Here is a 12,619-nt window from a genome sequence, read left to right on the forward strand (position 1 = left end):
CACCACCGCGCGCAAACCCTCCGCGCGTCGCGGCGGACGACCCGCCCCGACGCGTGACACTGACCGGTGACCACAGGAGCGGAGGGCCCACGTGCACACGGACGAGCCGGACGGGGCGGACGGATCGCAGGACGCGGCCTTCCACTGGTTGTTCGGGGACCAGTTGGGACCGCACTTCCTGCGGCCCGGTGCCACCGTCGTCATGATTGAGTCCCGGGCGGTGTTCCGGCGGCGCCGGTTCCACCGGGCCAAGGCCCATCTGCTGCTGTCCGCGATGCGCCACCGCGCGGCGGAGCTCGGCGACCGGGTGCGGTACGTCCGGGCCGACACCTACCGCGAGGGGCTGGACCGGGCGGTGGGCGACGCGCCGGTGACGGTGCACCACCCCACCTCGCACGCCGCGCTGCGGTTCGTGCGGTCGCTGCCGGGCGTGCGGGTGCTGCCGGCGCGGGGGTTCCTCGTCCCCTTCGAGGAGTTCGGCCGGTGGGCCGGTTCCACCGGTGCCGGACGGCTGCGCATGGAGGACTTCTACCGCACCGTCCGGCGCACGCACGAGCTGCTGATGGAAGGGGACCGGCCCGTCGGCGGGCGCTGGAACCTGGACGCCGACAACCGCGAGGGCCCGCCCAGGGACGTCGAGGTCCTTCCGGTGCCCGCGCCGTACCGGCCGCGTGAGGACGCCATCGACGCCGAAGTCCGCGAGGACCTGGACCGCTGGGAGCGGGAGGGGCTGGTCTCCTTCGTGGGCCGGGACGGGCCGCGCCTGTTCCCCGCCCACCGGGCCGAGGCGCGCCGCGCCCTGCGCACGTTCGTCGAGCGACGACTGCCCACGTTCGGGCGCTGGGAGGACGCCATGCTCGGCGAGGACTGGGCGATGAGCCACAGTCTGCTCTCCGCTCCCATGAACCTCGGGCTGCTGGATCCGGCCGAGTGCGTCGAGGCGGCCGAGGGGGCCTACCGGGCGGGCCGGGCCCCGCTCAACTCGGTCGAGGGCTACGTGCGGCAGGTCGCCGGGTGGCGCGAGTACATGTGGCACCTGTACTGGCACTTCGGCCCCGGCTACCGGCGGCACAACGCGCTCGGCCACCACGGCCGGCTGCCGGAGTGGTTCACCTCGCTGGACGCCGGGGCCGTCGAGGCGCGTTGCCTGTCGACGGCCCTGGCGCAGGTGCGGGACCGGGGCTGGGTGCACCACATCCCCCGGCTGATGGTCCTCGGCAACCACGCGCTGCAGCGGGGCTGGGACCCCCGGGCGGTGACGGACTGGTTCCACCGGTGCTTCGTGGACGGCTACGACTGGGTCATGCTGCCCAATGTGATCGGGATGTCCCAGTACGCCGACGGCGGCCGCATCACCACGAAGCCGTACGCGTCGGGGGGCGCCTACATCAACAGGATGAGCGACCTGTGCGGCCCGTGCGTCCACCGGCCCGGGGACCGCACCGGGGAGCGGGCGTGCCCCTACACCGCGGGGTACTGGGAGTTCGTGCACCGGCACCGCGAGCGGCTGGCCGGCAACCACCGGACGGTGCGCGCCGTGCGGCAGATGGAACGGCTGCCGGACCTGGACGACGTGCTGCGCGCCGCGGGGGAACGCGGCCCGGACGACGCGCCCTGAGCGACCTGGCGGCGGATGTGGCCGGCGACCTCGCGCAGGTGGGCGCGGTCGTCCTCGCTGAGGTCGGACCGCTCGGTGCGCCTCAGCTTTACGATGTGCCGGTCAGGTTCCTCCGCCGGAAAACGGCACACCACACAGAGCGACGGGGGCGGCGGTCGCAGGGGGCACCGAATGAACGATCATCATGATGGCCGGTTAACATGTGAGCACCGCCTAGCTCGAAAGATGGATCTGTGACTGTCACCGTGGACTCGTTCACCAACTGGAAGCACCGCGAAGAGATCGCGGAATCGATGATTCCGATCATCGGGAGGCTGCACCGGGAGCGGGACGTCACGATCCTGCTGCACAGCCGTTCCCTGGTGAACAAGTCCGTCGTGAGCATCCTCAAGACCCATCGCTTCGCCCGGCAGATCGCGGGTGAGGAGCTGTCGGTCACCCAGACGCTGCCCTTCCTCCAGACCCTGGCCACCCTCGACCTCGGTCCGTCCCAGATCGACATCGGCATGCTGGCCGCGCTGTACAAGAGCGACGACCGGGGGCTGTCGGTCGAGGAGTTCACCACCGAGGCCGTCGCGGGCGCCACGGGCGAGGGCAAGATCGAGCGTCCCGAACCGCGCGACGTCGTCCTCTACGGCTTCGGCCGCATCGGCCGCCTGCTCACCCGGTTGCTGATCGAGAAGGCGGGCTCCGGCAACGGCCTGCGCCTGCGCGCCATCGTCGTCCGCAAGGGCGCCGGACAGGACCTCGTCAAGCGCGCCTCGCTGCTGCGCCGCGACTCCATCCACGGCCAGTTCCAGGGCACGATCACCGTGGACGAGGCGAACAGCACCATCGTCGCCAACGGCAACGAGATCAGGGTGATCTACTCCGACGACCCGACCTCGGTGGACTACACCGCCTACGGGATCAAGGACGCGATCCTCATCGACAACACCGGCCGGTGGCGCGACCGCGCGGGCCTCTCCCAGCACCTGCGCCCCGGCATCGCCAAGGTGGTGCTCACCGCGCCGGGCAAGGGCGACGTCCCCAACATCGTGCACGGCGTCAACCACGACATGATCAAGCCGGACGAGCAGATCCTGTCCTGCGCGTCCTGCACGACGAACGCGATCGTTCCGCCGCTGAAGGCGATGGCCGACGAGTACGGCGTGCTGCGCGGCCACGTGGAGACCGTCCACTCGTTCACCAACGACCAGAACCTGCTGGACAACTACCACAACTCCGACCGCCGGGGCCGGTCCGCGCCGCTCAACATGGTCATCACCGAGACCGGTGCGGCCTCCGCCGTGGCCAAGGCACTGCCCGACCTCGACGCGAAGATCACCGGCAGCTCCATCCGCGTGCCGGTGCCGGACGTCTCGATCGCGATCCTGAACCTCCAGCTCGCCCGGGAGACCTCCCGCGACGAGGTGCTCGACTACCTCCGCAACGTGTCCCTGACCTCGCCCCTCAAGCGCCAGATCGACTTCATCAGCGCACCGGACGCGGTCTCCAGCGACTTCATCGGCTCGCGCAACGCCTCGATCGTCGACGCGGGGGCCACGAAGGTGGAGGGCGACAACGCCATCCTCTACCTGTGGTACGACAACGAGTTCGGCTACTCGTGCCAGGTCGTCCGCGTCGTCCAGCACGTCTCCGGCGTGGAGTACCCCACCTACCCGGCCCCGGCGACCTGACCGCGCCCCCCCCCCCGGACCGCCGGCGTTCCGCGACGGAGCGCCGGCACGTCCGGGGGCGCCCGGCGGCGTCAGGACACGGCCGGGACGCGGGCCGGGTCGGCGAGTACGGCCAGCAGCCGGGCCACCTCGGCCGCGACGGCGTCCCGGGCCGGGCCGAGGTACCGGCGCGGGTCGGCGACGGCGGGGTGCTCCTGGAGGTGCGCGCGCACGGCCCGGGTGAACGTCTTGTTGAGGTGGGTGGAGATGTTCACCTTGCGCATCCCGGTCGCGACGGCCTTCCTGAGGTCGTCGTCCGGCACGCCCGAGGAGCCGTGCAGGACCAGCGGCACGGGAACGGCCTCACCGAGGCGGGCGATGAGGGCGAAGTCGAGTACGGCGTCGCGGGTGAGCATCGCGTGCGAGCTGCCCACGGCGACGGCCAGGGCGTCCACACCGGTCGCGTGGACGAACGCCTCCGCCTCGCCGGGGTCGGTCCGCACGCCCGGAGCGTGCGCGCCGTCCTTGCCGCCGATCTCGCCGAGCTCCGCCTCCACCCACACGTCCCGGCCGTGGCAGTGCGCCGTGATCTCGCGGGTCGCCGCCACGTTGGCGGCGTAGGGCAGCTTCGCCGCGTCGAACATCACGGACGTGAAGCCCAGCTCGACGGCCGCCCGTACGAGTTCGGGCGACTCGGCGTGGTCGAGGTGGACGGCGGCCGGCACGTCGCAGGCGGCGGCGATGGCCAGCGTCGCACCGCCCAGCGGTTCCAGCGCCCCGTGGTAGCGGACGGTGTTCTCGCTCAGTTGCAGGACCACCGGGCGGCCCGCCGCCTCGGCGCCCGCGACGATGGCTTCGGCGTGCTCGATCTGCACGACGTTGAACGCCCCGACGCCCGCCCCCTCCTCGGCGGCGGAACGGACGAGGTCACCGGTGGGTGTCAGGGGCATGGAGGTCCTCCAGGCGTACGGCCGTCCGCAGACGGCGGTAGGTGGTGGTGTCGACGTCCCCGGCCACGGGGCACACGACGGCGGCGGCGGACAGGGCGACGGCGTCCCGCAGCACGTCCGGCCACGGCCGCCCGTCCGCGAGACCGGCGGCCAGGGCCGCGACGCAGGCGTCACCGGCGCCCGTCGGATTGCCGCCGAGGTGCTCGGGCGGGACGGCGCGCCAGGCGCCGTCCGGGGTGTGGGCGCGCAGACCGGCGGGCCCGAGGGAGGCCACGACGGACCGCGCGCCCGCCGCGCGCAGCGTGTCCACCGCGGCGGCCGTGTCGGTGGCGGGAGTGCCGGTGGCGGCGGCGAGTTCGGCGGCGTTGGGCTTGACCACGTCGGGCCGGGCGGGCAGCGCCGCCCGCAGGGCGGTCCCGCCGGTGTCCAGCACGGTGGGGACACCGGCCGCACGGGCCGTACTCAGCAGCCGTCCGTAGACGTCCGCCGGAAGCCCCGGCGGGACGCTGCCGGACAGCACCACGACCTCGGCGTGCCCGGCCAGGCGCGTGAAGTGGGCGCGGAAGGCCGCCCACTCCCGCGGTGCGACCGGCGGGCCCGGCTGGTTGAAGACGGTGGCGTCGCCGTCCTCCCGCGACACCACGGTGAGGGTGCGCCGGGACTCCCCCGCCACGGTGAGGAGTTCGTCCCGCAGCCCGGCCGTGGCCAGATCCGCGCGGAGGAGGTCGCCGGTCGGTCCGCCGACCAGTCCGGTGACGACCGTCTCCCGTCCCAGGGCCGCCAGGACGCGGGAGACGTTCACGCCCTTCCCCCCGGCCCTGCGGTGGGTGGTGTCCACCCGGTGCGAGGTGTGGGGGCGGAGCCGGTCGACGAGGTAGGTGACGTCGAGTGCCGCGTTGAGCGTGACCGTGAGGATCACCGCGACGCCACCCCCACCGGCCCGCGGCCGAGCGGGACGGGCGCGAGGGGCACGCCGTCGGCGGCCCGCCACGCGGCGATGCCCGCACCGACGCGTCCGGCGGCCTCGCCCAGCTCGGCGCGGACGACCCGCGGCACGCGCTGGAAGGTGAGCCGGCGCGCGAGCCCCTCCCGTACGGGGGCCAGCAGGAGTTCTCCGGACTCGGCGAGTCCGCCGCCGAGGACGACCAGTTCGGTGCCGAGCAGCGTGGTCGCGGCGGCCAGTGCCGTGGCGAGCCCGTCCGCCGCGCGCTCCCACACGGCGCGGGCGACCGGGTCGCCGCCGGCCACCCGTGCCGCCACCTCGGCCGCCCCCGCCGGGGCCCGCCCGGCGCGGGCGGCGTACGCGGCCTCGACGGCGGCGGCCGAGGCGACCGTCTCCAGGCATCCGCGGCCCCCGCAGGCGCACGGGTCGCCGTCCGGAGCGACGACGAGATGGCCCAGCTCCCCGGCGAGACCCGCACCCGTCAGGGGGCGGCCGTCGCAGATCACGGCGGCCGCGACGCCCGTGCCCACCGCGACGCACAGGACCTCCCGTGCGCCCCGGGCCGCGCCGACGAGGGCCTCGGCCGTCCCGGCGGCCCGGACGTCGTGGCCGAGGATGACGGGCAGCCCGGTCCGCCGCGTCAGCACCGCGGCCAGCGGCACGTCGCGCCAGCCGAGGTTGACGGCGCGCAGGGCACGGCCGGCCGGTTCGTCCACGATCCCCGGCACGACCACCCCGGCGTGGCGGACCGTCCGCGCGGCGGAGCGCGCCAGGACGTCCAGTTCGCGGAGGGTGGCGGCGACCGCGTCGACGACGGCGTCGGGGCCCTGCCGCCGGGGGGTGGACCTGCGCACGGTGGCCAGCGGCACCAGTGCCCGGTCCAGCAGGACGCCCTTCATGCCGGTGCCGCCGACGTCGAGGGCGATGACGCAGTCGCCGGGCAGGGCCCGGGCGCTCGGCGGCTCAGCCACGGCCGGGCCCGAGCACGACCGAGCGCGTCAGGTTGCGGGGGCGGTCGGGGTCCTGGCCCCGGGCGACCGCGCAGGCGACGGCGAGACGCTGCGCGCGGACGAGGTCGGCGAGGGGGTCGAGGTCCTCCGGGCCGTCGCCGGAGGCCGCCACCAGGGTGCCCCCGACACCTCGGACGTCGTCGGCGAGGCCGCCGGGCAGGGGGCCGAACGTCCACACGGCGCGGCCGGGGGCGGTGATGCTCACGGGGCCGTGCCGGTACTCCATCGCCGGGTACGCCTCGGTCCACTCCCCCGCGGCCTCGCGCATCTTGAGCGCGGCCTCCAGGGCGAGCCCGTAGGTCCAGCCCGTCCCCAGGAAGGTGACCTGCTCCAGGCCGGTGCCGCCGGCCGGGAGGCCGTCGAGCGGGTCGGCGAGCGCCCGCTCGGCGTCCCGCGCCGCGCGGTCGAGCGGGCGCACCCCGGCGGGCAGGGCGTCCTCGACCTCCAGGTGGGCACGGAGCAGGGCGAGGGCGGAGGTGGCGAACCGGGTCTGCACGACCGACTCCTCGTCGGCGAAGTCCAGCACGGCGACGGCGTCGGCGGCCCGCCGCACCGGCGTCGCCGGATCGGCGGTGACGGCGCCGGTCGGCGTGCCGCCCCGCAGACGGGCGAGGAGGTCCAGCACCTCGGTGGTGGTGCCGGAGCGGGTGAGGGCGAGGACGCGGTCGTACTTCCGACCGTGGGGGAACTCGGAGGCGGCGAAGGCGTCCGTCTCCCCGTGCCCGCCCTGTTCGCGCAGCGCGGCGTAGGACTGGGCCATGAACCAGGAGGTGCCGCAGCCGACGACCGCCACCCGCTCGCCCCTGCGGGGCAGCACGTCGGCGCACCGGGGTGCGAGGGCTGCGGCCCGGCGCCAGGTGCCGGGCTGGGAGGCGATCTCTTCTGCCGTGCGGGAGGAGGCTGCGATGGTCATACGGGGAGACTCCTTGGGAGGCCGGTTCGTTCCGCTGTCGTGTCTGCGGGAGCAGCCCGACGCACGTTCATCGATTGTTTCTGCTCGAAGCTAGCTTGTTTCGAGCATAACCGAGCACGCCAGTGGAAGGAACCGGTCTGCGCCCCGTCGACGCGCAGGCGTGGTGCGGGCCCCCGGACGGCGTCCGGGCATGCCGAGGCCGCCGCGCGGCACGACACGGCCCCGCGTCGAACGCCCCGGGACGGTCAGACGGCGAGCGGCGTGAAGCGGACCGGAAGGTGGGTCAGGGCCCGGTGGAAGGGGCCCGGGCGCCAGATCAGCTCGTCGCCGGGCACCGCCAGCTCCATGTCGCACAGCTGGCCGGTGAGCTGCTCGACGGCCGTCATGGCGATGAGCAGGGCCGGCTGCCGCGCGGGGCAGCGGTGCGGACCCGCGCCCCAGGCCAGGTGGGCACTCTGGCCCGACCGGACGTCGCGCTCGCCGGCGCCGGGAGCGGCCTCGGCGTTGGCCGCCGCGTACGAGACCAGCACGGGCTCGTCGGCCCGCAGCAGGTGGCCGTGGAACTCCAGGTCGTGGCGGGGGTAGTGGGCCGAGAAGGAACTGAGCGGGGGATCGCTCCACAGGACGTCGTCGATCGCCTCGCGCGCCGTCGTCGCGCCGCCCAGAACGGAACCGGCGGCCTGCGGGCTGCTCAGCAGGTGGAACAGGGCGTTGCCGATGAGGTTCGTGGTCGGTTCGTGCCCCGCGCTCATGGTGAGCGTGATCTGGCGGACCGTCTCGTCGTTGTCCAGGTCGGCGCGGTGCCGCAGGAAGTACGAGGTCAGATCCCTGCGCGGGGCGGCACGGCGGTCGGCCACCAGGTCGGTGACGACGGCGACGAGGTCGGCGTAGGCCGCGGCGGCCTGTTCCCGTGACTCCAGCATCCCCGCCATGCCGGCCACCAGGCGTTCGCTGTCCTCGGGCGGCACACCGAACCACGTGTTGAACACGTGCAGTGGCAGCTGCCGGGCGTAGCCGTGGATGAGGTCGGCGGTCCCGGTGGCGGCGAAGCGTGCGACGAGCTGCCGGGCCACCTCGGTGACCTGGGACTGCAACACGTGCGGCTGGATGAACGCCAGGGTGTCGTTGATGGCACGGCGGTAGCGCGTGTGGACCTCGCCGTCGCTGAACAGGGCGGTCGGGCGGTAGCCGAGCATGGGCAGGATGGGCGAGTCCGCAGGCAGCGTCGACTGCCAGCGGCGCGGGTCACGGGTGAAGCGGTGCTCGTCGCGCAGCAGGTCCAGTGCCGTCTGGTAGTCCACCACGAGGGTCGCCTCGACCCCGGGGCTCAGCGCGACGCGCGCGAGGGGCCCTTGGGCCCGCAGCCGCGCGTAGTGGCCGTGCGGGTCGGCGGCGAAGGCGGGCCCGTAGAGGGCGAGCGGTGCGGTCTCCGTGGTCACGGTCGGTCCTCCGGGGCGGTCCGGTCGTCCTCGGGCAGGCGCGCCAGGACGTGTTCACTGAGGGCGACCAGGGCCCGCGCGCATCCGGACCGCTCCCGGGCGTCGAGTTGGAGGAGGGGGGTGCCCGGGTGCAGGTCCAGGTGTTTGCGCAGCACCTCGTCGGGGTGGTGGGGGGACTCGGGGAAGGTGTTCACCGCCACGACGTACGGCAGACCCTGCTCCTCCACCAGGTCCATCACCTCGAACGAGTGGTCCAGGCGACGGGTGTCGGCCAGCACGAGGGCGCCGAGGGCACCGCGCGCGATGTCCTGCCACAGCGGCAGGAAGCGGTGCTGGCCGGGGGTGCCGAACAGGTAGAGGACCAGGTCGTCGGCGAGGGTGAGCCGGCCGAAGTCGGTGGCCACCGTGGTGGTGGTCTTGCCCGGGACGCCGACGAGGTCGTCGTGCGGGGCGCTCGCCTGCGTCATCACCTCCTCGGTGTGCAGCGTGGGGATCTCCGACAGGGTGCGGATGAACGTCGTCTTGCCCACCGCGAAGGGACCGGTGACGACGATCTTCATCAGCGTCTGGTCCCGGTCGGGCAGGTAGCCGATGCGGTCAGTGGAGGGCGCGGAGTCCAACGAGGAGCCTCTCGACGAGCGTGCGGTCGATGCGCTGCGCGGGCGGAACGGGGGGACGGATGTGCAGGTGGCCCGACTCGACGAGGTCGGCCGCCAGGAAGACGGCCGCGCTCACGGGAAGCCGCAGGTGCGCGGCGCACTCGACCAGGGTCAGCGGCCCCGGTCGCAGCAGCCGCCACAGCCGGTGGTGCTCCTGGCCGAACCGGTCCGACGGCGTGCTGTCGGACCGGGTGAGGATCGCCAGCCGGTCGTACCCCGCCGCCCGGCGGTCGGCCGGCGCGGCCCGGCCGCCGGTCACCAGGTAGGCGGGGACCAGCCGACGGCCGGGCGGCGGCTTCACCGCTCCCGGGCCGGTGCGCCGAGCGCCCTGGCCATCGCCGCCACCTGGACCTGCATGTGGTAGGCGATGTTGCCCAACTGGGCCTCCGGGCCGGCGTACACGGCCAGCGACGTGTTGCGGCCCGCCGGGACGATGATGGCGAAACCGTGCTCCGACTCCACCACCGTCTGCGCCAGCCGCGGTGCCTCCTGCCCGGTGAAGGCGGTGGTGAACGCGCGGGCGGCCGCGTGGAGGGTGGCTCCCATGGCGGCGACGCGCTCACCGGCCGCACGGTCCAGTGAGGCGGACGCGCCCTCCACCAGGCCGTCACCGGTCGCGATCACGGCGTGCAGGACTCCGGGCAGTTCCAGGAGCGGCTCCAGCACCCAGGACAGGTCTTCTCTGATCTCGCCGGTCGCGCTCAACGCTCGTCGTCTCCTTCGTGGCTGTGCCTGATCGGTGCGGCGCCGGGGGCCGCACCGGTGTCCTCCGTGGCCTCGGCGCCCGTACCGGCGGCGCTGCGGCCGTCCGCCGTGCCCTCCTGGAGCGCCGCCCAACGGGCCGCCGCCTGTTCGGGGGTACGGGCGGCGGGTACGGTGCCCTCGGCCCCCGTCCCGACCTGCCCGGAGGCGACGGCGGGGCGGGGCGAACGGCGTCGACGCGTGGGCAGGGGGGCGGAGGGGTCCGCCGACGGCGCCTCGGGCGGCGCCTCGGCGCCCGGCCCGGAAGCCCTCGCCGGCTCGGCCGGCGCGGTGGCCGGCGCGTCCTCGGGGCCGTCCCCGGGGTCGGGGGTCCGCCGGACGGGGGCGGGCCGCACGGGCTCGGGCGTGAGGACGGAGAGGTCGTGCTCGGTGTCCACCAGGGTGAGCAGATGGTCGGGCACGCGGACGATGGCCCGGACCCCGCCGTAGGGCGAGGGCTCGACGTGGCAGGCGAAGCCGTACTGCCGGGCCAGCTTGCCGATGACGGCGAAGCCGGTCTGCGGTGGGTTGCCCAGCTCCGTGAGCAGGACCCCGGAGGGGCCGTCGAGCAGGCGGCGGGCCCGGTCGAGCTGGTCGGTGTCGATGCCGATGCCCGCGTCGTCGATGACCACCACCGCGCCCTGTCCGCCCTGCTGGACGGTCACGGGGATCTCCGTCTCGGGGTGGGAGTAGGCCGTCGCGTTGGCGAGGAGCTCGGCGAAGGTGATGACGAGGGGTTCGGCGGCGCGGGCGGCGACCGCGAGCCGCTGCTCCCGCAGATGGTTGGCGATCTTGACGCGCCCGTACCCCGGAACCCGGGACTGGGCGCCGAGCAGCGTCTCGACGAGGGGGGAGTCGGTCCGCGCGAGGCCGGGCCACGCCTCGCACAGCACGGCGGTCGCCTGGATGCGGCGCAGGGCGAGTTCGTTGCGGAAGTCCAGCTCCAGCAGCCGGGGGTCGTCGTGCTCGTGCTGGAGCCGCGTCAGGAGGTTCTGCGCCTGGTGCAGCAGGGTCTGCACCTTCGCGGTGGCGCCGCGCATGGACGCCCGCGCCGCCGCGTCCACCCGGGCGCGCTCGTCGAGGACGGCCGTGGTGCAGGCGGTCAGCACGGCCTCCATGGCCCGGCCCGCCTCCGCACCGAGCCGGTCGCGGTGCAGGGGGCCGGGCGGCGCGAGGTCGGGGTGGACCAGGGCGAGCGCGGCGGCCGGTACACGTTCGGCGGCCAGGTGCCCCAGCTCCTCCGTGAGCTCCCGGCTCGTCCGCTCGGCGGCGGCGGCCCGTTCCTCCGCACGCGTCAGAGCGGCCTGCCGACCGGCGAACCGGTGCTCCTGTTCGGCCAGTTGCGCGGCGTGCCGCGCGGCCGACGCCTCCGCCGCCGCCGCCCGCCGGAGCGCGTGCTGCCGCGCCCGGGCCAGGCCGAGGGCGGCGAGGACGGCGGCCAGGGCGACGGCCGACGCCGTGGCCAGCGCGATCTCAGTCATGAACACTTCCTTGAACCGGCCCTGCGGGGGCCGTGCTGTCCGTGCTGTTCCTTCGGTCCGGGTCGGGGTTCTCCCGCGCTTCCCGGGCCGCGGTCCCGGTCAGGTCTCCAGCTCCGCGGCGAGCGCCGCGACCTCACCGAACAGGTCGAGGACGTTGGGCGTTTCGGCCGGACCGAGGTGACGGTATTCGGTACCGATGGTGATGACCAGACGTTCGGGCAGGGCCAGTTCGGGGAATCGGTTCTCGGCCACGACCCGGCGGGCGGCCTCGAGCGCCGGGACCCCCTCCTTGTGGAAGGCGTGGGCCCGCTCGCGCACGTACTCGAGGTAGCCGATGTGGTCGCGCACACCGGCCCGGTCCAGCACCGGTCCGTGGCCGGGCACGACCGTCTCGGCACCGGTGGCCAGGACGCGTTCGCAGGCGTCGACGACGCTGCTGAGCGGTCCGGCCCAGTGCACCGCGTGGTCGCCCGGCCGCCGGTCCGTGGAGGCGAAGACGACGTCTCCGCAGAAGACGGTTCCCTGCCCCGGCAGGTGGACCATGAGGTCGCCGGTCGTGTGGGCGGGCGGCAGCGCCGTCAGTCGCACCTCGTGCGGGCCGACGCGGAACTCCAGCTCGCCCCGGAACAGGGTGGTGGGCCGCACGGGATCGGTGTCGGACCAGTCGAAGACACCGAAGTGCGCCTTGAGGTAGGCGCCCAGCGGTGTGGCGGGGTCGCTGTCCCGCACGAGGGCGTGCTGCTGCCGCGGGTCGGGCTCGAAGTGGGTGTGCTCCAGGGCTTCACGGGTGGCGATCAGCTCGGCGTCCGGGACGATGCCCGCACCCCAGAAGTGGTCGCCGTTGGCGTGGGTGACGACGACGCGGTCGACGTCGGCCCCGGGCGGCAGCAGGTCGCGACTCGCGGCGAGGAACTCGGCCGCCCGGGTCCGGTCGTAGGGCGTGTCGATCCACAGCGCGGTGTCGTCACCGACGAGCAGCCCGCAGTTGGCCAGCCCCCACCCCCGCCGGGGCGGGAGCCAGGCGTACAGCGCGTCGTCGAGTCGCTCCAGATGAGCTGCGGAAGTCGTCATGCGGGCAATTATGGCCTCCTTGTGATCAGTTGAGGATACGGAGCCGCCAACCAGTCTCAGATCGACGGTCGGCGCCACGGACGGCCGCTCCCGGCCGCTTCACCCGGCCGGACACGGACGGTACGGTCGGAGCCGC

11 protein-coding genes and 2 pseudogenes are annotated in these 12,619 nt (G+C 74.4%); 2 read left to right on the forward strand and 11 right to left on the reverse strand.

Annotated elements, in window-relative coordinates:
- Nucleotides 1-91: 91 nt before the first annotated feature.
- Nucleotides 92-1,618 (forward strand): cryptochrome/photolyase family protein, encoded by a 1,527-nt coding sequence (locus IF129_RS06160; protein WP_191208452.1) that lies wholly within the window; start codon nt 92-94, stop codon nt 1,616-1,618.
- Nucleotides 1,619-1,659: 41 nt separating this feature from the next.
- Here IF129_RS06160 and IF129_RS26895 read toward each other — a convergent pair.
- A pseudogene (locus tag IF129_RS26895) lies at nt 1,660-1,752 on the reverse strand (hypothetical protein); the annotation flags it as partial.
- A gap of 99 nt (nt 1,753-1,851) precedes the next feature.
- Here IF129_RS26895 and IF129_RS06170 point away from each other — a divergent pair.
- Nucleotides 1,852-3,297, forward strand: a complete 1,446-nt coding sequence (locus IF129_RS06170) for a glyceraldehyde-3-phosphate dehydrogenase (protein WP_191208453.1) — start codon at nt 1,852-1,854, stop codon at nt 3,295-3,297.
- A gap of 71 nt (nt 3,298-3,368) precedes the next feature.
- Here the strand turns inward: IF129_RS06170 and IF129_RS06175 are convergent, their stop codons facing one another.
- The 10 genes and pseudogenes from IF129_RS06175 to IF129_RS06220 form a co-directional block, all read right to left on the reverse strand.
- Complete coding sequence (locus IF129_RS06175) at nt 3,369-4,226, reverse strand: class II fructose-bisphosphate aldolase (protein WP_191208454.1); 858 nt, start codon at nt 4,224-4,226, stop codon at nt 3,369-3,371.
- On the reverse strand, nt 4,204-5,145 hold the full coding sequence (locus IF129_RS06180) for a 1-phosphofructokinase family hexose kinase (protein WP_191208455.1): 942 nt from the start codon (nt 5,143-5,145) through the stop codon (nt 4,204-4,206). Before IF129_RS06180 ends, IF129_RS06175 begins: the two co-directional genes overlap by 23 nt.
- Nucleotides 5,142-6,140: an ROK family protein gene (locus IF129_RS06185; protein WP_318153582.1), complete on the reverse strand. Its 999-nt coding sequence runs from the start codon at nt 6,138-6,140 to the stop codon at nt 5,142-5,144. Before IF129_RS06185 ends, IF129_RS06180 begins: the two co-directional genes overlap by 4 nt.
- Nucleotides 6,133-7,092: an SIS domain-containing protein gene (locus tag IF129_RS06190; RefSeq protein WP_191208456.1), complete on the reverse strand. Its 960-nt coding sequence runs from the start codon at nt 7,090-7,092 to the stop codon at nt 6,133-6,135. Before IF129_RS06190 ends, IF129_RS06185 begins: the two co-directional genes overlap by 8 nt.
- A 245-nt stretch (nt 7,093-7,337) precedes the next feature.
- Nucleotides 7,338-8,531: a cytochrome P450 gene (locus IF129_RS06195; RefSeq protein WP_191208457.1), complete on the reverse strand. Its 1,194-nt coding sequence runs from the start codon at nt 8,529-8,531 to the stop codon at nt 7,338-7,340.
- Nucleotides 8,528-9,151: a GTP-binding protein gene (locus IF129_RS06200; protein ID WP_191208458.1), complete on the reverse strand. Its 624-nt coding sequence runs from the start codon at nt 9,149-9,151 to the stop codon at nt 8,528-8,530. The genes IF129_RS06195 and IF129_RS06200 overlap by 4 nt, the downstream gene beginning before the upstream one ends.
- Entirely contained in the window at nt 9,129-9,491 is a 363-nt protein-coding gene (locus IF129_RS06205) for a DUF742 domain-containing protein (protein WP_191208459.1), read from the reverse strand. The genes IF129_RS06200 and IF129_RS06205 overlap by 23 nt, the downstream gene beginning before the upstream one ends.
- A pseudogene (locus IF129_RS06210) lies at nt 9,472-9,895 on the reverse strand (roadblock/LC7 domain-containing protein); the annotation flags it as partial. The gene IF129_RS06205 and the pseudogene IF129_RS06210, both read right to left, overlap by 20 nt.
- Complete coding sequence (locus tag IF129_RS06215) at nt 9,892-11,412, reverse strand: ATP-binding protein (RefSeq protein ID WP_224754482.1); 1,521 nt, start codon at nt 11,410-11,412, stop codon at nt 9,892-9,894. The gene IF129_RS06215 and the pseudogene IF129_RS06210, both read right to left, overlap by 4 nt.
- A 99-nt stretch (nt 11,413-11,511) precedes the next feature.
- Nucleotides 11,512-12,483: an MBL fold metallo-hydrolase gene (locus tag IF129_RS06220; protein WP_191208461.1), complete on the reverse strand. Its 972-nt coding sequence runs from the start codon at nt 12,481-12,483 to the stop codon at nt 11,512-11,514.
- Between the last annotated feature and the right edge of the window lie 136 nt (nt 12,484-12,619).

Source organism: Streptomyces chumphonensis (assembly GCF_014779715.1).
Lineage (GTDB): Bacteria > Actinomycetota > Actinomycetes > Streptomycetales > Streptomycetaceae > Streptomyces > Streptomyces chumphonensis.

Excerpts from the sequence above, each read along its gene's own strand:
- IF129_RS06175 (WP_191208454.1), bottom strand. The coding sequence starts at position 4,226 with ATGCCCCTGACACCCACCGGTGACCTCGTCCGTTCCGCCGCCGAGGAG.
- IF129_RS06190 (WP_191208456.1), bottom strand. The coding sequence starts at position 7,092 with ATGACCATCGCAGCCTCCTCCCGCACGGCAGAAGAGATCGCCTCCCAG.
- IF129_RS06215 (WP_224754482.1), bottom strand. The coding sequence starts at position 11,412 with ATGACTGAGATCGCGCTGGCCACGGCGTCGGCCGTCGCCCTGGCCGCC.
- IF129_RS06220 (WP_191208461.1), bottom strand. The coding sequence starts at position 12,483 with ATGACGACTTCCGCAGCTCATCTGGAGCGACTCGACGACGCGCTGTAC.